This window comes from Synechocystis sp. PCC 7339, from assembly GCF_019924095.1.
Lineage (GTDB): Bacteria > Cyanobacteriota > Cyanobacteriia > Cyanobacteriales > Microcystaceae > Synechocystis.
This window is the reverse complement of the sequence record NZ_CP063659.1, coordinates 2,660,683-2,679,007: the sequence shown is the minus strand read 5'-3', so window position 1 is coordinate 2,679,007 and position 18,325 is coordinate 2,660,683. Positions and strand designations below refer to the sequence as shown.

Genomic DNA, 18,325 nt, shown 5'->3' with positions numbered 1-18,325 from the left:
GGGGGAAAGTCGGAAGTTCCCCATGGTATCAAAAAAATTAAGCCGCTATTATTTCTTGGTAAAAGCCTGTTGACTTCCGGTCAATCCTGGGGGATGATGTTCTTTCGGTAAGAAAAACCACCGCAAGCGGAACTGGCGGAATTGGTAGACGCGCTAGATTCAGGTTCTAGTGTTCGTAAGGACTTCCGGGTTCAAGTCCCGGGTTCCGCATCCTAACTCTACTCGGGCTGATCAAGGTTTGCTATCAACTTGGCAAGTTTTCCAAAGGTAATTCGGTTCGCCACAGCCTTTGTCTTCTTTTCGAGTTGCTGGAACTCCGGAAGACTCGGTAAAAATGATACTCTCCCAATAGAAGAGAGCCATTTTGTCATTATTGTGACCAGAATAATTGAGTCAGCTTTTATTGTTCTAATGCCAGGCTAATTTCTTTTCTACTGAAGGGCAAATCCTGGTTAATAGCATCAATTTCTGCTTGCTCCATAGCATTAATTTCGTCAATGTAGATCTGCAAAATTTGCTGCATTTTAGGGTGGTAAAACCGATGCAAGCTGTAGTTAGCTGTGGCGGGAAAACCTCGACGGCGTTTGTGGCGACCCCCAGCCCCTGGATCGAATAGTTGAATGCCTTCCCCAATGGCCCATTCAATGGGTTGATAATAGCAAGCTTCAAAATGGAGGCAATCATAATCTGCCAGGCTTCCCCAGTAGCGACCATAGAGGCGATCGCCTTTGCGTAAACAAAAAGATAAACCAACAGGATGTTGATCGTCGTGCTCCGGGAAGGCTAACACCAAAACTACCCTAGAACGGTAATCTTCGTACAAAGACTGAAAGAATTTTTTGGTTAGGTACTTGCTCCCCCAATAGAATTTGTCACAGGTATTACTATAAAAACGATAAATTGCCGGGAAAAAATGATGGGGAATTTGATCTCCTTGTAAAACTTGAATTCGTAAGCTGGCTTTTTGCACCGCTTTACGTTCTCGTTTAATATTGCGCCGTTGATTGGCATTAAAAATTTGCAAATAATCGTCAAAACTTTGAAAATTTTGATTTTGCCAGATATAGCTATGGTGCAACCAACCAGTGAAGCCTAAATTTTCCATTTGCTTTTGCCATTGGCGATCGACAAACAAAAAATTACAACCGGAAATTTGATTTGTTTGGCAAAAATGATCAATGGCTTCTACCATAATTTGGGTGATCAAAAATTCATTAGCTTCAGGGTCAATTAAAAAACGATAGCCTTCGGCAGGGGTAAAGGGAGCCATACCCAACAACTTTGGATAGTAGTCAATGCCTAGTCGTTGGGCCAAGTCCGCCCATTGGTGATCAAAAACAAATTCGCCGTAACTATGGCCTTTGAGATATAAAGCCGCTGCTCCTAGTAAGGTTTCCCCCTGCCATACAGTCAGATGACAAGGTTGCCAACCGGCATTACGAACAGCACTGCCGGAAGTTTCCAGGTTATGGAGCCAATGCCATTCCAGAAAGGGGGTTTGTAGGGGCACTGCCAATCGATCCCACTGGGGCTGGGGAATTTCTGCCAAGGCATGGTGCCAACGCACTGTCAAACCAGAAGGATGGGACTTGGCCATGGTTAATCAGAACAGCAATCAGACAGTTTTCGGTAATTTAACGAATATTGTCCCCCGTCGCAACTAAAAGTTCTAACATCTGACCAATACCAATTACCAGCCCCAGGTGCCAATGCCCCCCTTAAAGGGGCCGACAATCTTTGACGTAATCCAGCCACCGTAGAAATCCCCCGGCTGGGCCGTGACTAACTCTTCATCTACATAGCAGGCATCCATTTTACTGGGATAAAAGGCTATGTAATCTTTGATCACGCTAAATCTAGTATTGGGAGTGGGGTAATACCAAGCCACGTTCTCCCGCCGGCGATCGCCTAAATTGAGATGATAATAGCTGGCCTCCCCTTTCCATTCACAATAGGAATGTCTAGTGGAAAGCTCCAGATATTCAATCCGGACATCCTGGGGAGGAAAATAGTAAACCGGTGGATGGCTAGTCTCTAATACCCGTTGAGTCGAGCAACTATCGGCAATGGTAATGCCGTCACATATAATCACCGCCCTTTGGCCAGAAGCTTCAATTCTGGGAGGACGGGGATAATCCTAGACCGATTCTTGCCCCGGCTCAGGAGTAGTGGGTTGGGGCATAGGTCAAAGACTCAGTAATTGTTGCGGTTGGCGATCGCCCAAACTAGTCGGTAGGGGCAAATTATTTAAACAACACCAATGGTAAGTGTACAGATTGGCGTGGCCGTGGTTAATGGTGGCAATGGCCGGCGCTGCTGGAAATGGCCAAAGTCGGTCAAATAATAGTCCCTGGGCAAGGCTGAACTGTAGCAAATAAACTGCCGGTGGAGCCTTCAACTCCTTAATCAAAGCCTGTGCCAAATTCTCTAAACTACGTTGGTAGCGTTGGTAGGGGGGTAAATCCCAGGACACCATCTCATAGGCATTGGGCATCATCCCCTCATAGATTAGGGGTAGGAATTGTATACCATTGACCGCCACAATAATCGGCAACCAATGATCCCCCAACCAATTAGCGTCACTACACAAAGGCAAATTAAGCTGTTGGCTCACCCACTGACGGCGGGCATTAATTTCCTGACATGCCTGGTAAATATTTTGTCCTGGAAAATCTAGCCAACGGGGTAACTGGATTGTCAAAGGGCAGTAAATTCGTCCTCCCATTTGGGTTTGTTGCTGGGCCTGATCCGACCATAAACTAGCCACCGCAACTGTCTCAATAATCGTTTCCGGGGAACAACCGGCGATCGCCTCCTTTAAAGCATTGACCATCCTTTCCGTAACAGGGGAAGCCGCAATTAAGCGACCCTCCTGCTTCACCTTGGCATTCACAATAATGCTTGCTCGTCCATTACGATTGGGTGCCTTAAGGGTTGGAATTACCACAGCCTTTATACCTATCTAGGGATAAATCAACGAAAATCGCTAAGTCAGCCATATAGCCATCTCATAACACCATTATCAAACAATGGCACAGGAAAGAAAACCCTACTTCTGCCAACTATCCATGTTTATCATTCCATTGGCACTAAAAGCGAAACCCCCCAACACTAAGTTGAAGGGTTCAAAGAAAGAGGAACTTGGCATCGGACTATTGTGCCGTGGGGCAACCCCCAGAGTATCGTCGCCGCTATCACATTTCACAGCCGAGTGCGGGATGGGATCGGAGTGGTTCCATGACGCTAAAGACACCAAGAAAGATTGTTGGGTTTAGCTGAGAAGAGACCCAGAAGACTGCACAAGAAAAAAGAAAGAGAAAGAAGAAAAAGGTCAAGCCCTCGGTCTATTAGTACTCCTCGACTTCATCCATTACTGAACTTCCATCTAGAGCCTATCAACGGGTAGTCTTCCCGTGACCTTACTGGCTTAACACCATGAGAGTACTCATCTTGAGGTGGGCTTCCCACTTAGATGCTTTCAGCGGTTATCCACTCCGCACTTGGCTACCCTGCGTTTACCGTTGGCACGATAACAGGTACACCAGAGGTGCGTACTTCCCGGTCCTCTCGTACTAAGGAAGTCTCCTCTCAATACTCTTACGCCTACACCGGATATGGACCGAACTGTCTCACGACGTTCTGAACCCAGCTCACGTACCGCTTTAATGGGCGAACAGCCCAACCCTTGGGACGTACTACCGCCCCAGGTTGCGATGAGCCGACATCGAGGTGCCAAACCTCCGCGTCGATGTGAACTCTTGGCGGAGATCAGCCTGTTATCCCTAGAGTAACTTTTATCCGTTGAGCGACGGCCCTTCCACTCAGTGCCGTCGGATCACTAAAGCCGACTTTCGTCCCTGTTTGACTTGTCAGTCTCACAGTCAAGCTTCCTTCTGCTTTTACACTCTTCGGCTGATTTCCAACCAGCCTGAGGAAACCTTTGCGCGCCTCCGTTACCTTTTAGGAGGCGACCGCCCCAGTCAAACTGCCCACCTGAAATTGTCCTTCTCCCGGATAACGGGAACAAGTTAGAATTCTAGCCTCACCAGAGTGGTATCTCACCGTTGACTCCATTACTCCCACAAGAGCAACTTCATAGTCTCCCACCTATCCTGCGCAAGCAAAGCCCGAACCCAATTCCAAGCTACAGTAAAGCTTCATAGGGTCTTTCTGTCCAGGTGCAGGGAGTCCGTATCTTCACAGACAATCCTATTTCGCCGAGCCTCTCTCCGAGACAGTGCCCAGATCGTTACGCCTTTCGTGCGGGTCGGAACTTACCCGACAAGGAATTTCGCTACCTTAGGACCGTTATAGTTACGGCCGCCGTTCACCGGGGCTTCAGTCGCTAGCTTCGGATTACTCCTAACCAACTTCCTTAACCTTCCGGCACTGGGCAGGCGTCAGCCCCCATACTGCGTCTTACGACTTTGCGGAGACCTGTGTTTTTGGTAAACAGTCGCCTGGGCCTATTCACTGCGACCTCCATTGCTGGAGGCACCCCTTCTCCCGAAGTTACGGGGTAATTTTGCCGAGTTCCTTAGAGAGAGTTACCTCGCGCCCCTTAGTATTCTCTACCTTCCTACCTGTGTCGGTTTCGGGTACAGGTGACTATAAATTAACGTGGTTCGGGCTTTTCTAGGAAGCTTGACATCATGCACTTCGTCTCCGTAGAGACTCCCCATCACACCTCCGCTCAAGACGTTTTCTCCGTCTCTCATCGCCTCGAATGCTTGGACTGGTAACCAACTTCCAGCTGCACTAGCCTTCTCCGTCCCCCGCCACAATTTATAATCAGTACCGGAATATTGACCGGTTGTCCATCGACTACGCTTCTCAGCCTCGCCTTAGGTCCTGACTAACCCTCCGCGGACGAGCCTTCCGGAGGAACCCTTAGGATTTCGGGGTATGGGATTCTCACCCATATTTTCGCTACTCAAGCCGACATTCTCACTTCTGTACTGTCCACACCTGCTTGCCGCTAGTGCTTCACCCTATACAGAACGCTCCCCTACCACTCATATCTGAGTCCACAGCTTCGGTACATCACTTAGCCCCGTTCATTTTCGGCGCAGGAGCGCTTGACCAGTGAGCTATTACGCACTCTTTTAAGGATTGCTGCTTCTAGGCAAACCTCCTGGTTGTCAATGCACTCCCACCTCCTTTCTCACTTAGTGATGATTTGGGGACCTTAGCTGGTGGTCTGGGCTGTTTCCCTTTCGACGATGAAGCTTATCCCCCACCGTCTTACTGGTCGTTTCTTCTTGGGTATTCTGAGTTTGCCTCACTTTGGTACAGCTCTCGCCGCCCGCAGCGAAACAGTGCTTTACCCCCCAAGTTGACTTTACAACCGCTGCGCCTAAACACATTTCGGGGAGAACCAGCTAGCTCCGGGTTCGATTGGCATTTCACCCCTAACCACAGCTCATCCGCTAATTTTTCAACATTAGTCGGTTCGGACCTCCACTTAGTGTTACCTAAGCTTCATCCTGGCCATGGTTAGATCACCCGGGTTCGGGTCTACAAATTGTGACTAACGCCCTATTCAGGCTCGCTTTCACTTTGGCTTCGGTGCAACACACCTTAACCTGCCACAACCTGTAAGTCGCCGGCTCATTCTTCAACAGGCACACGGTCACTCGTTTAATCGAGCTCCCATTGCTTGTAGGCTAACGGTTTCATGTTCTATTTCACTCCCCTCAACGGGGTTCTTTTCACCTTTCCCTCGCGGTACTTTACGCTATCGGTCACACAGTAGTATTTAGCCTTACCAGGTGGTCCTGGCGGATTCAATCGGAATTCCACGAGCTCCGACCTACTCGGGATTCAGCTAGGCTGCTTCGATTTTCGACTACAGGACTTTCACCTCCTCTGGTGCAGTTTTCAGCTGCTTCGTCTAATCTACTCAGTCCACGTTGCTGTCCCACGACCCCAATCTCCGAAGACATTGGTTTAGGCTGTTCCCCGTTCGCTCGCCGCTACTTAGAGAATCACTTTTGTTTTCTTTTCCTCTAGCTACTAAGATGTTTCAGTTCACTAGGTTCGCTCTCTCCCGCCTATTTTATTCAGCGGGTAGTTCACTTGGGTTGCCCCATTCGGACACCTCCGGATCAATGCTTGTTTCCAGCTCCCCGAAGCGTTTCGTCGGTAACCACGTCCTTCTTCGCCTCTGTGTGCCAAGGTATCCACCGTTAGCCCTTTGTAGCTTGACCTTATTAAGATCTTCTTTTGCTAACTAGGATTATCTTTTCTCTTACCTTTACCATTTTTCAATCTTCCACTCAGCCAAAAGCATCGTAGTTAATCTAGAAATGGTTAGGAAGAGCAAGATTTTCCCTGCTTTCTCTTTTCTTTATGCAGTTTTCAAGGTTCTTACTGGACTTACATCCAGCATTCCCTCTGACTCTCATCAGACAGGATGCTGAAGGGTTTATCCTTCTTTTTGGCTTGTTTTTGGTTAGGTGGGCCATTCTGGACTTGAACCAGAGACCTCACCCTTATCAGGGGTGCGCTCTAACCAGCTGAGCTAATAGCCCTTGCCTTTTACCTCGCCTAGGCAATAGTTTGAAAGACTTCCACTCTTCAACCTTTCGGCTAATCCCTTGCTCGACCTTTTGGTTGACCAACTTCTCTCTATTTGCACTTTGCTTTCAAGATGAAGGGGTAAAGGTCTCCCTTAAAGGAGGTGATCCAGCCACACCTTCCGGTACGGCTACCTTGTTACGACTTCACCCCAGTCACTAGCCCTGCCTTCGGCGCCCTCCTCCCTAAGGTTAGAGTAACGACTTCGGGCGTGACCAGCTCCCATGGTGTGACGGGCGGTGTGTACAAGGCCCGGGAACGAATTCACCGCAGTATTCTGACCTGCGATTACTAGCGATTCCTCCTTCATGCAGGCGAGTTGCAGCCTGCAATCTGAACTGAGGCCGGGTTTGATGGGATTCGCTTACTCTCGCGAGCTCGCTGCCCGTTGTCCCGACCATTGTAGTACGTGTGTAGCCCAAGGCGTAAGGGGCATGATGACTTGACGTCATCCCCACCTTCCTCCGGTTTGTCACCGGCAGTCTCTCTAGAGTGCCCAACTTAATGATGGCAACTAAAAACGAGGGTTGCGCTCGTTGCGGGACTTAACCCAACATCTCACGACACGAGCTGACGACAGCCATGCACCACCTGTCTCCTGGCTCCCTAAGGCACTCCCACGTTTCCGCAGGATTCCAGGGATGTCAAGCCTTGGTAAGGTTCTTCGCGTTGCATCGAATTAAACCACATACTCCACCGCTTGTGCGGGCCCCCGTCAATTCCTTTGAGTTTCACACTTGCGTGCGTACTCCCCAGGCGGGATACTTAACGCGTTAGCTTCGGCACGGCTCGGGTCGATACAAGCCACGCCTAGTATCCATCGTTTACGGCTAGGACTACAGGGGTATCTAATCCCTTTCGCTACCCTAGCTTTCGTCCCTCAGTGTCAGTTTCAGCCCAGTAGCACGCTTTCGCCACCGATGTTCTTCCCAATATCTACGCATTTCACCGCTACACTGGGAATTCCTGCTACCCCTACTGTACTCTAGTCTCTCAGTTTCCACCGCTCTTATGGAGTTAAGCTCCATTCTTTAACAGCAGACTTGAAAAACCACCTACGGACGCTTTACGCCCAATAATTCCGGATAACGCTTGCATCCTCCGTATTACCGCGGCTGCTGGCACGGAGTTAGCCGATGCTTATTCATCAGGTACCGTCAGAACTTCTTCCCTGATAAAAGAGGTTTACAATCCAAGGACCTTCCTCCCTCACGCGGTATTGCTCCGTCAGGCTTTCGCCCATTGCGGAAAATTCCCCACTGCTGCCTCCCGTAGGAGTCTGGGCCGTGTCTCAGTCCCAGTGTGGCTGCTCATCCTCTCAGACCAGCTACTGATCGTTGCCATGGTAGGCTCTTACCCCACCATCTAGCTAATCAGACGCGAGCCCATCTTCAGACGATAAATCTTTCACCTCTCGGCACATTGGGTATTAGCAGTCGTTTCCAACTGTTGTCCCCATTCTGAAGGTAGGTTCTCACGTGTTACTCACCCGTCCGCCACTAGAATCCGAAGATTCCCGTTCGACTTGCATGTGTTAGGCATACCGCCAGCGTTCATCCTGAGCCAGGATCAAACTCTCCATTGTGTTAAAAATAACCAATTTATAAGTTTCGGCTCTTTTCTATTGCTATTTCACCCGACTTGAGTTACACTCTTTGTCAAGTAGAAACAGACTTTGGTTTGTTAATTGAATTAACAAGGGTCTGGTTTCTGTCTCTCAAACTATTTCTTTGTCTAGGTTCGGGGCGCTTTCGAGTCGCTTTCGCTCTCAACCGCGCATTTATCAATATACTCACCTCCACAAGAAAAGTCAACACTTTTTCCAAATCTTTTTTCCCAACTCCTCACAACTCCCTCTCCACAAGCCTTTCAACTACAAGAAAACTTCTCCAGTAGTGGCTTTTTTCCTCCCAGGGCACTTTTTACCCGATTCAGGCAACATACTCTCTTTCTCCCATGACCTTCTCCATCAGATAATGGGGGCGTTGTTATTATTGCGAGTTGGATAAATGGGGAGTTCTTCTTCTGCGCCTTTAAGGGTTGGCATTCTTGGTTTTGGAGGTTTAGGGCAAGCGGCGGCTAGGCTTTTAGCCCCTAAAAGAGAAATGGTGTTGGTGGCGATCGCCGATCGCCATGGGTATCTATATAATGCTGGTGGCATTGATGTGGATAATGCGGTGCAGGCCTATACTCAGCAGGGTTCCGTGGGTAAGACCGACAAGGGACAAATGAGTGAGCAGAGTATTGAAGACTTAATCGGTGAGGGGGAGGTGGATGGTTACTTCTTGGCGTTGCCTAATTTGCCCAATACTTTTATGGCAGATGTGACTAGGCAATTTATTATCTCTGGCTGGCAGGGAGTATTGGTAGATGCGCTAAAACGCACCAGTGCAGTGGAGCAGTTATTAGGGTTACGGGATGATTTGGCCCAGGCAGGCATAACTTATATGACGGGTTGTGGAGCGACCCCAGGTTTACTAACGGCGGCGGCGGCGGTGGCAGCCCAAAGTTTCCAGGAAATTCACCAGGTAAAAATCACGTTTGGGGTGGGTATTGCTAATTGGGAGGCTTATCGGGCGACCATTCGAGAGGATATTGCCCATATGCCTGGGTACAATGTTGATAAGGCCCAGGCTATGACTGATGAAGAAGTGGCGGCTCTGTTGGATCAAACCGATGGCATTTTGGCGTTGGAGGATATGGAACATGCTGACGACATCATGTTGGAATTGGCGGGCATCTGTCACCGAGACCAAGTGACGGTGGGAGGCGTGGTAGATACCCGTAATCCGAAGAAGCCATTGAGTACCCATGTGAAAATTACAGGCAGAACTTTTGAGGGCAAAATTTCTACCCATACCTTTACTCTGGGGGATGAAACTAGCATGGCGGCCAATGTTTGCGGCCCAGCTTTTGGTTATTTAAAAGCGGGCTATGGCCTACACCGTCAAGGTTCAATGGGTTTATTCACGGCGGCTGATGTGATGCCCAAGTTTGTGCGGTAGATGCCCTTATCTTTCTCCCTGGCCCGTTTTTGCTGGTGAGGTGCGTTTATCCCTTAGCCCTAATTCCTTCAACCGATCCAAAACTTTATGACACAAGTACTTTCGACCAGATTAAGAAAGGGCTTCGGCCTGGCGATCGCCCTTGGGCTGGTTTTGACTCAGTCCTATGGGAGTTGCGGACCGCAGATGGGCGTTGCGGGAGCGGGGGAATTGCCAGGGGGAGTACTGTTTTTCAGTAGTCCTCCGCAGTTGATGGATAGCGCCACTACTTTTAATGCGGTTTCCATTCCGGCGGCGAAGTATTATTTCACCATTTCCCTGCCGGAGCAGGCCGGAGAACCCCTCGACAGGGTTGTTTTTCAACAGCAACCTAACCCAGATCCGATTAATTTTTACCCTGATCAAAGCTTTGCCTTCTTAGGCGATCGCCACCATCGGGGGACGCAGGTGGCTCTTGAGTCGGTGGACTGGGACAGAAGTACGGGAAAAATCACTGTAACGTTTACCCAAGCCATCCCCCCTGGAGAAATTGTCACCATTGGTCTGAAGCCCTGGAAGAATCCTGATGTGCCGGGAGTTTACCAATTTCGAGTTTTTGCTTTACCACCGGGGGAAAATTCCCAAGCGATGGATTTGGGAGTGGCCCGCTTTCAGTTTTATCGAGGTGGAACTTGGTAATATCGCCAGTCAACCATTCACAAAATGGGTGTGAATTCTATTTTAGGTCTGCCAACTGAATGCGGGGATCGGTGAACTTCAGCAATAGATCGGCCAGAAGATTACCAAGAATAAGAAGAGTTGCCCCCATCATTAAACTGCCCATTACTAGATAAAGATCCTGGGCGGTGACCGCCTGGAGAATTAATCGACCTAGGCCTGGCCAATTGAAGAAAAATTCCGCGATGAAAGCACCACTGAGCAAACTGGCAAATTCAAAACCCAGAATGGTGATCAGGGGATTGATGGCATTACGAAGGGCGTGGACGTAAATGACCCGATTTTCCGGCAAACCTTTGGCCCTGGCAGTTTGAATATAGTCCTGGCGTAACACGTCCAGCAGTTGGCCTCGCATCAACCTTTGTAATCCTGCAAAACTGGTGATACTCAGAGCGAGAGTAGGTAAAATCATGTGCCAAGCCACATCCCAGACCTTATGGGGCCAAGAAAATTCGGCAAAATCAATGCTGGTCATGTCTCCCACTGGCAACAGGGGCGATACGGATTGGGCAAGAAATAATAGGAGTAGGGCAGTGATAAAGCTAGGAAATCCTTGGCCGATATAGCTGATTACCCGCAAACCTCGATCTAACAACGTATTTTGCTGAACAGCACCCACAATACCCAAAGGAATGGCGATCGCCCAGGTGAGAATGATAGAAGTTATTGCCAGTAGCAAGGTGGCGGGAATCCGTTCTATCAGTAGAGAAGCAACGGAACGGTTATAGACAAAGCTTTCACCAAAATTGAAACGGGTAAGCACTTGGGTCAGCCAGCGCCAATATTGCACATACCAGGGTTGATCCAAGCCAAACTGAACCTTGAGTTGTTGGATGGTTTCCGGGGAAATTTTTGGATTTTGCTGGAGGGTATCGAGGTAACTGCCGGGGGCCAACTGGATAATGGCAAAGCTTAATAGGGATGCCAGTAGTAAGGTAATCAGTCCTTCTATTAACCGCTGGACAACATAGGCTAAGTCGTCATTTTGGAGCCAACGGAGGGGATTACGCATGGATTACTGAATTAGGAACTGCTGGGATAGTTACCATAGGGGAGATTACATCTAGTCAATATACCTTAAGGCTTTTCTCGATGCCGATGATTGAAAAAACACTCAATTGATGTAGGGCAAATTCAACTTGGGCAACTATCATTAAAAATGAACAGTAGTGTTGTCGATCTATTATGACCCAGTGCCTGAATCCACAATGCTTAGCGGTCAATCCAGACCATTACAGATTTTGTCAGCGTTGTGGCAAACCTTTGTGGCTTAAGGAACGTTATCAGGCGGTTAAGCTGATCGGCCAGGGTGGCTTTGGCAAAACGTTTTTGGCGATCGACCACGATAAACCATCTAAACCCTACTGTGTAATTAAGCAATTTTGCCCCCAGGGGTCAGGTACGGAAGGATTAGCCAAAGCAGAGCAGTTATTTGCCGAAGAAGCGAAACGGCTAGATGAGTTGGGACACCATGACCAAATTCCATCGTTGTTAGCTTATTTCACTATTGATGGACAGCAGTATTTGGTTCAAGAGTATGTTGAGGGTCAAAATCTGGAGGAAGAGTTAGAACAGTTTGGACCGTTTGACCAGCATAAGATTGAGCAGTTATTACTAGACTTACTACCAGTACTTAATTTTATCCACCAGGTACCAGTTATACACCGTGACATTAAACCTGCCAATATTATTCGTCGAACAAAGGATCAGAAATTAGTAATAGTGGATTTTGGTGCCGCTAAAAAAATTACTGAAAAAAATCAAGGAGTTACAGGTACTCAAATTGGTTCTGTGGAATATGTTGCGCCGGAACAGTTGGTTGGTAAACCAGTTACAGCCAGCGATCTATACAGTCTTGGAGTCACTTGTATTTATTTGCTGACAAGTATTTCGCCCCTCAATTTATTCAACAGTTATGAATATGAATGGGTGTGGAGGGACTACCTGGTTGATAATCTTGTTGATGAAAAACTAGGCAAGATTCTAGACAAGATGATTTGCACTAAAATAAAAGAAAGATACAAAGGAGTTAATGATATTATTCAGCACTTATATCTTTATCAAAAAGACTCAAAAATACAACCAAATGTCAATAGCCAATTTATAAGAAATCAAAATAACACTTATTTTGATTCAGAAAAATTTATATTTAAATGTCAGCAATCAAGATTTTTGTCGGAACTAGACCAGGCTCTGATCGACAGTGTGGCAAATTACTTTAAACTCATGATCGATAAAATTTTACGTTATCATTCAGATCATAATGCTTCCTATGAGGAAGCTGAAGTGTTGTCAAGATATTACAATGACATTGAGAACTTTTTACGAAAAATCAAGTCAAGAGATGATATTCAATCAATAATTGATCGTGTTCAAAGATTAAAAAAAATGACGGATAGATATCGTCACAGTAGTAGAAAATATCAATGGAGTTATGGACTAGAAAAAAATGTTTTGGATAAACTAAGGATGATTATATCTAATTCAAAACCGAATCTAGTACTAGTTGAACGTCCTGTTAGAAAAAAATATTCCAATTTAGCTTATTTGACAGACTTAGATAAAGCAACTGTTAATAAAATCAGCGATTATCTAAAAGATATGACAAGCAAAATTATAAAATATCATAAAGATCATTATGCTTCTAAGCCTGAAGCTGAAGTAATTTCTCGATATTACTCAAATCTCAGTGATTACTTGAAAACAGTGAAGGAGTATGGATCTTTATTAGCCGCTATTGATAGCTTAAACAGTCTGTCTTTCATAATCTCTTACTACAGGCATGATTCAAGAAAATACCAATGGTGCGTAAATCTAGAAAGTAATGCTTTGCCCCCATTGAAGTTAATTCTTGCCGACTTAGATCCTCTTTTTACACAGCAGTTGGTCAAACATCCCGAAGCAGTTGTTAACAATGAGAATCAAAATAAATCTGTTCAAAAACCTGGTATTATTCCAGCTAAAGTACAAGATAAATATTTGTCGAATCGCTCAATTTCAGCTAATTTCTTTTTGACTTTTTTGCTGACTTTTGTCTCATCTTATATTTACACGAGAAGATGGGGCGGCTTAGTTATCTCGGTAATTATTTTTGGTTCTGTCAATATTCTATCTGGAATAAATGATTCTAGTTTTGCTATGTTTGCGACTAACACTTTTGCTTTTGTTGATAATTCATTGGCAATAAAAAGTGCAAAAAAAGGATTAAAAATCCTTGTAATTCCTAGAAGATTTGTAAAATTTACGGTATCCATTGCCATCACAAAGATATGTCAACTATCTACGAACATGATTTAGTACTTTGGGCCGAGGCAACAGCCCAATTATTGCGGGAAAAACATTGGGAAGCCATTGACTTGCCCCACCTAATTGAGGAGATAGAGGATTTGGGCAAAAGTGAGCGCAGTGCCATCGGTTTCCAAATGGAGCGCATCATGGTGCATCTACTGAAATGGCAATATCAACCCCAACGGCGATCAGATAGTTGGCTCGATTCTATTAATGATGGCCGCTCCCAAATCCGTCGCAAAATTGAAGATAGCCCTAGCTTATGGAACTATCCTGAAGAAATTCTGGAGAAGGAATATGCCAGGGCTCGGCGGGAAGCCTCCCGACAAACGGGGTTAGCCCTGAATACTTTTCCTGAATCGTGTCCTTTTGCCATTGACCAAGTGCTGGAAGATTGGCTACCGGAAACCGAGTCTAATTAATTGCCTGCCGATCGCCAAGGGGCCATGGGTCATCGGAATCCGCTAAGGTTAGGAACGTATTTTGTTTGACAGGAACTGAGCCGAACTATGGGAGCTATCCAAGCCATTCGTGGAACCCGTGACATTGTGCCCCCGGAAACCAACTATTGGCAATGGGTAGAGGCGATCGCCAAACGCATTTTAGACCGGGCTTTATACCAAGAAATTCGCACCCCTATTTTTGAGCAGACCACTCTGTTTGAGCGGGGCATTGGGGAAGCCACCGACGTTGTGGGCAAAGAAATGTATAGTTTTACCGACCGGGGCGATCGCCCTATTACCCTAAGACCCGAAGGCACAGCGGGGGTGGTACGGGCTTATATTGAACAGAACTTACAGGCCGCTGGAGCAGTACAACGATTGTGGTATACCGGGCCTATGTTCCGCTACGAAAGACCCCAGGCCGGTCGGCAAAGACAATTCCATCAATTGGGGGTAGAAGTATTGGGCAGTGCCGATCCCAGGGCTGACGTGGAAGTGATTGCCTTAGGCACCGACATTCTCAAAGCCCTTGGATTGAGTAACCTTTCCCTCGCCTTAAATTCCGTTGGCAATGGCGGCGATCGCCAAAGATACCGGGAAGCTTTGATCGCCTACTTAACTCCTTTTAAAAATGAGCTAGACCCAGATTCCCAAGACCGGTTGGATCGCAATCCCCTCAGAATTTTGGATAGTAAAGCTAAACGTACCCAAGAAATTGTTCAGGATGCCCCCAGCATTTTGGAGCACCTAGGGCCAGACTCCCAACGCCACTTTGACCAAGTGCAACAACTACTGACGGATTTGGGCATTGCCTACCAACTTACCCCCACCCTGGTGCGGGGCTTGGATTACTACACCCACACTGCCTTCGAAATTCAATCCAGCGACTTGGGAGCGCAGGCCACGGTTTGCGGCGGCGGTCGTTACGACGGCTTAGTGGCGGAATTGGGCGGCCCCGTTACCCCTGCCGTTGGGTGGGCCATGGGATTGGAGCGGTTAATTATCCTTTTGCAACAAATGGCCACGCCCCCCGTTTCTGGCCCGGACTTTTACCTCATTTCCAAAGGAGAAGAAGCGGAACCCCAAGCCCTAATTTTGGCCCAGCAATTACGGAATCAAGGTCTTACCGTGGCCCTAGATCTGAGCGCCAGTGCCTTTGCCAAACAATTTAAACGGGCCGACAAATCCGGGGCGATCGCCTGTTTAGTGCTGGGGGAAGGGGAAATGGCAACGGGTACAGTTCAGCTTAAATGGCTGGCCAGTAAAGCCCAGGAAACCTTGCAATTAGAGGATTTAATGGGGGATATTGCGGAACTCAAACAACGTTTAGCGGGACATAGGGAAAAATAACCCTACCTCACCTCTAATTTTTCTGTGACCTGCCATGACCCCATGGACAATTTGGTTTAAAACCGACGATAACCCCAGTTGGCAACCTCTAGACCCTTGCCGTTCCCTGCCTGTGGGCCATTACCGTCTAGCGGCCCGCCTGCCAATATCCGCAAAGTATGTGCAATGGCGCTGGAAGTTTTTTTCCGCCACCGGCAAAGTGGAAAACCATGATTTCCAAGGCCGCACCAATCAAGAAGGTCTAATCTCCCTGTTAGATTTACACACGGTTCAACCGGGAACCTGGCAACTCAGCGCCCAGCCCGATTTGTTTGATCAACTCTGTGGGGAAAATTGGCAAATCCGTTTTCAATTTCAAGTGGTTACCCCCGCCATGGCCACGGTCACAGTACCCAAATTGAGTGCTGAACCAGGGGAATCGGAGTCGGAAGTTCATATTGATAACACTCAAACGGATGGGGAAAATAACGCCATTGTGCCCCATCCCCCACGTCCCATGGTGGTGCCAGAGCTTGATCCAGAGCCGGTGCCGGTACTGCAGTGGAGCAGAAAAACCAGGGCGAAACTGACGGAAAACAGGATGGCGGAGTCCAGCAGTCCCCTAGAGATGTTGGGAACAGAAGCAACTAACGAGGAGCAGGTTCTGGAGCCAGAAGTGCTTACTAATCCGGCGATCGCCGCCCAAGAAGAGATCGTTCGAGCCGGAGTAGAGGAAGTGCCAAAATTTGGAACTTCTGAGGAGAAAGAAGAAATAAAACCGGTCGAAGTGTTGATTGACCCGATAATTGCTGAAGAAGAGGAGATTCTAGAACCGGCGATAGCTACCATACCGGCGATCGAAGATGAAAACGAGCAGCTGTTAGAGCCCGTCGCGGCCGCTCCATTAAATACAGATGCCACATCTAATCCAGAAAAATCAGGCCAGTTCACCCCATTCCGGTCTGTGAGTTACTCCGTCGAGCTAATCTACCCAGAACTGGAAAATCCGATCCAGGTGGACATTACGGTTATGGTGGACGAGAATCGTCGGCCAGTGCATTTGGATCTGCCCGATCCCAGTAAAATGCTGAGCTTATTGCACCACCGTCCCCGCCGTTCCCAATCTCCTTTGCCCCCGAAGTTAACCAGCGCTTAGCCCAGTTCCAAACAGGCCAGGCCGTAGATGTCCTCCAAAGGAAGTTGGGGGGGATTGCCCTTATACATGCGTAGATTTAACAAAGTCAGTTCAAAGCCCCGTTCTTCCAACAGATAAATGGCATCTTGATTCACTTCTGGCACATCAATAAAAACTGGCCCCTGGCGATCGCCAAGTAACACATCTAGCAAAGCCCCAGCTAAAGCAGTGCTGTCCGCCATCAGGGGCCCCAAACGCCAACCCTGGGGAAAACCATCTTCATCGTTGGGCAATAGGCAGGGACGAATGCGGCCGTAACCACAACAATCCCCCTGATCGTCCAAAATAACCATCACCTTTCCCTCCGGCCGTCCCAACCATTCGTGTAAAAACAGGGGACGGGGGGTAGCTTCGTGGCGAGCATCATAGTTTTGCACTCTGGCTTCCGTTAATTTATCCCTAGCCATCAGTTGATAACCGGGGGGCAAATCGGGAGCAAAACTTGGCCGTACACAGGACTGGCGATCTGCGGGGGGCAAACGATAACGACGGGTGTAGTAGGCGGGGCGAAAACCCCATTTTTGATAATCTTCCACCCTTGCTAGGGCCGCTTCCAAACCAACACAACTGACATTTTCTAAATGGGCGATCGCCGTTTGCCAGAGAGCAACCCCAAAACCCCGCCCTCGATACTCTGGTTGGACGAGAAATAAACCAATAAAACCATAGTGTTCGTCATAGCGAATGCCCGCAATGCAACCCACTGCTGTACCTTCCCATTCCCCCACCCAAACGCCGCCGTTATCAGTGTCGCAAAAAATTCCCAGATCCCCTATGCCTGGACAAAAGCCTTCTTGCTGGGCCCAACGGGTTACCAACGGGCGATCGCCAATTTCCATGGGACGAATTAGGTAACTCATAGATTAGGGCGAAACAAAGGAGGAATCGGTCAAAGATTTTATAACATCGGTGCCAGGGCGATCTCCATTATTGTGAGTTGTGATTTTTAGGCGATCGCCAACTTCCATGGGAGGAATTAAGTAACTGATAGATTAGGACAAAACAAGAGTTAAGGATTTAATCACAGCAGTGCTAGGGCGATCGCTAAGGTTTAGCTCAGCCAAAATTAACTGGACAATAACTTCGCTAAAGTAGGGCGGGAAACGGTGCATTTCCTGGGCATGGTCTAGCAAAAAGGTGTGGTAATAACGCCCCAGGGATTTTTCCAGCTTGATTAAATTATGGAAAAAATCCGGTAATTCTTTGAGGCGATGGGAATAGTTCTGCTTGAGAATATTTAAAAAGTGGCGAAAATGACTACCTTCATCCTGGACTAAATGTTGTCCCACACGACTAAATACTTTACCAAAAGGTTGATAATATTCCCGTAGATCCCGACGGTAAGAAAACATAGACCCCAATTCGTCAAACACTAGGGTGCTAACAATGGTAAACTCGTCTTGTAAAACCCAAGCAATGGGTTCTAAACTAGGCAATCGTCGATGAAAATCTTCATCCATAGTGACAAAATCTAGTCCGGACAAACAACGGTAAACCCGCCGCAGAGTTTGATAATGTTTTTGTTCATCTCCCAGCCATCGGGGTAATAAAGCTAAAAAATCTGGGGATAATTCCTGTGAACGAGATAATAAATAATCAGATAAAAATTGAGCATCCCCTTCAGAATAAACATCTCGACTTAATAAAATACAGAAATCATCTTTTAGACTGGTTACTATATTGTCCAAGATCTCAGCAGGGAGTTGATAATCCATGGAGATCGATTTATCTACATTCCAGTTATTTAAACAATTCTTGTGATTAATATT

Annotated in this window: 12 protein-coding genes, 2 tRNA genes and 3 rRNA genes; 7 read left to right on the top strand and 10 right to left on the bottom strand. The window is 47.4% G+C overall.

The features are described 5' to 3' along the window. Positions 1 to 126: 126 nt before the first annotated feature. A tRNA-Leu gene (locus IQE94_RS12725) sits at positions 127 to 210 on the top strand. 190 nt (positions 211 to 400) lie between these two features. Here IQE94_RS12725 and IQE94_RS12720 read toward each other — a convergent pair. From IQE94_RS12720 to IQE94_RS12690, 7 genes are all read right to left on the bottom strand, one after another. Then, complete coding sequence (locus IQE94_RS12720) at positions 401 to 1,597, bottom strand: GNAT family N-acetyltransferase (protein ID WP_212721286.1); 1,197 nt, start codon at positions 1,595 to 1,597, stop codon at positions 401 to 403. A 93-nt stretch (positions 1,598 to 1,690) separates the two neighbouring features. Beyond that, a complete protein-coding gene (locus tag IQE94_RS12715; RefSeq protein WP_370630543.1) occupies positions 1,691 to 2,116 on the bottom strand; it encodes a DUF427 domain-containing protein in 426 nt (141 codons plus the stop codon). Between the two features lie 69 nt (positions 2,117 to 2,185). Next, entirely contained in the window at positions 2,186 to 2,947 is a 762-nt protein-coding gene (locus IQE94_RS12710) for a hypothetical protein (protein WP_212721291.1), read from the bottom strand. A gap of 192 nt (positions 2,948 to 3,139) precedes the next feature. Then, positions 3,140 to 3,257, bottom strand: a 5S ribosomal RNA gene (gene rrf, locus IQE94_RS12705). Between the two features lie 70 nt (positions 3,258 to 3,327). Next, a 23S ribosomal RNA gene (locus tag IQE94_RS12700) occupies positions 3,328 to 6,209 on the bottom strand. Between the two features lie 250 nt (positions 6,210 to 6,459). Continuing rightward, positions 6,460 to 6,533: transfer RNA gene (locus tag IQE94_RS12695), tRNA-Ile, on the bottom strand. A 142-nt stretch (positions 6,534 to 6,675) separates the two neighbouring features. Next, positions 6,676 to 8,164, bottom strand: a 16S ribosomal RNA gene (locus IQE94_RS12690). The 16S, 23S and 5S rRNA genes sit together here with 1 tRNA gene alongside, the layout of an rRNA operon. 424 nt (positions 8,165 to 8,588) lie before the next feature. Between IQE94_RS12690 and IQE94_RS12685 the strand changes: the two genes are divergently transcribed. Beyond that, the gene (locus IQE94_RS12685) at positions 8,589 to 9,584 is read left to right on the top strand and encodes a saccharopine dehydrogenase-like oxidoreductase (protein ID WP_212718931.1); all 996 of its coding nucleotides are present in this window, start codon (positions 8,589 to 8,591) and stop codon (positions 9,582 to 9,584) included. Between the two features lie 87 nt (positions 9,585 to 9,671). Further along, positions 9,672 to 10,262, top strand: coding sequence for a DUF2808 domain-containing protein (locus IQE94_RS12680; RefSeq protein ID WP_212718929.1), 591 nt, complete (start codon positions 9,672 to 9,674; stop codon positions 10,260 to 10,262). Positions 10,263 to 10,299: 37 nt separating this feature from the next. On the opposite strand, the gene IQE94_RS12675 is transcribed toward IQE94_RS12680, so the two are convergent. Next, positions 10,300 to 11,313, bottom strand: coding sequence for an ABC transporter permease (locus tag IQE94_RS12675; RefSeq protein ID WP_212718926.1), 1,014 nt, complete (start codon positions 11,311 to 11,313; stop codon positions 10,300 to 10,302). Between the two features lie 173 nt (positions 11,314 to 11,486). Between IQE94_RS12675 and IQE94_RS12670 the strand changes: the two genes are divergently transcribed. The 4 genes from IQE94_RS12670 to IQE94_RS12655 all read left to right on the top strand — a co-directional run bounded on the left by IQE94_RS12670 (position 11,487) and on the right by IQE94_RS12655 (position 16,517). Further along, positions 11,487 to 13,598, top strand: a complete 2,112-nt coding sequence (locus IQE94_RS12670) for a serine/threonine-protein kinase (RefSeq protein ID WP_223342077.1) — start codon at positions 11,487 to 11,489, stop codon at positions 13,596 to 13,598. Next, a complete protein-coding gene (locus IQE94_RS12665; RefSeq protein ID WP_212718921.1) occupies positions 13,571 to 14,011 on the top strand; it encodes a DUF29 domain-containing protein in 441 nt (146 codons plus the stop codon). The genes IQE94_RS12670 and IQE94_RS12665 overlap by 28 nt, the downstream gene beginning before the upstream one ends. 87 nt (positions 14,012 to 14,098) lie before the next feature. Further along, complete coding sequence (hisS, locus tag IQE94_RS12660) at positions 14,099 to 15,382, top strand: histidine--tRNA ligase (RefSeq protein WP_212718919.1); 1,284 nt, start codon at positions 14,099 to 14,101, stop codon at positions 15,380 to 15,382. A gap of 34 nt (positions 15,383 to 15,416) precedes the next feature. Continuing rightward, on the top strand, positions 15,417 to 16,517 hold the full coding sequence (locus IQE94_RS12655) for a hypothetical protein (protein WP_212718906.1): 1,101 nt from the start codon (positions 15,417 to 15,419) through the stop codon (positions 16,515 to 16,517). On the opposite strand, the gene IQE94_RS12650 is transcribed toward IQE94_RS12655, so the two are convergent. Both IQE94_RS12650 and IQE94_RS12645 read right to left on the bottom strand, forming a co-directional pair. Then, on the bottom strand, positions 16,514 to 17,416 hold the full coding sequence (locus tag IQE94_RS12650; protein ID WP_223342076.1) for a GNAT family N-acetyltransferase: 903 nt from the start codon (positions 17,414 to 17,416) through the stop codon (positions 16,514 to 16,516). The two genes, IQE94_RS12655 and IQE94_RS12650, sit on opposite strands and share 4 nt — an antisense overlap. 132 nt (positions 17,417 to 17,548) lie before the next feature. Then, the gene (locus IQE94_RS12645; RefSeq protein WP_223342075.1) at positions 17,549 to 18,271 is read right to left on the bottom strand and encodes a hypothetical protein; all 723 of its coding nucleotides are present in this window, start codon (positions 18,269 to 18,271) and stop codon (positions 17,549 to 17,551) included. Positions 18,272 to 18,325: the final 54 nt, after the last annotated feature.

Excerpts from the sequence above, each read along its gene's own strand:
- IQE94_RS12675 (WP_212718926.1), bottom strand. The coding sequence starts at position 11,313 with ATGCGTAATCCCCTCCGTTGGCTCCAAAATGACGACTTAGCCTATGTT.
- IQE94_RS12650 (WP_223342076.1), bottom strand. The coding sequence starts at position 17,416 with ATGAGTTACCTAATTCGTCCCATGGAAATTGGCGATCGCCCGTTGGTA.
- IQE94_RS12655 (WP_212718906.1), top strand. The coding sequence starts at position 15,417 with ATGACCCCATGGACAATTTGGTTTAAAACCGACGATAACCCCAGTTGG.
- IQE94_RS12645 (WP_223342075.1), bottom strand. The coding sequence starts at position 18,271 with ATGGATTATCAACTCCCTGCTGAGATCTTGGACAATATAGTAACCAGT.
- IQE94_RS12665 (WP_212718921.1), top strand. The coding sequence starts at position 13,571 with ATGTCAACTATCTACGAACATGATTTAGTACTTTGGGCCGAGGCAACA.
- hisS (WP_212718919.1), top strand. The coding sequence starts at position 14,099 with ATGGGAGCTATCCAAGCCATTCGTGGAACCCGTGACATTGTGCCCCCG.
- IQE94_RS12670 (WP_223342077.1), top strand. The coding sequence starts at position 11,487 with ATGACCCAGTGCCTGAATCCACAATGCTTAGCGGTCAATCCAGACCAT.
- IQE94_RS12680 (WP_212718929.1), top strand. The coding sequence starts at position 9,672 with ATGACACAAGTACTTTCGACCAGATTAAGAAAGGGCTTCGGCCTGGCG.
- IQE94_RS12720 (WP_212721286.1), bottom strand. The coding sequence starts at position 1,597 with ATGGCCAAGTCCCATCCTTCTGGTTTGACAGTGCGTTGGCACCATGCC.
- IQE94_RS12685 (WP_212718931.1), top strand. The coding sequence starts at position 8,589 with ATGGGGAGTTCTTCTTCTGCGCCTTTAAGGGTTGGCATTCTTGGTTTT.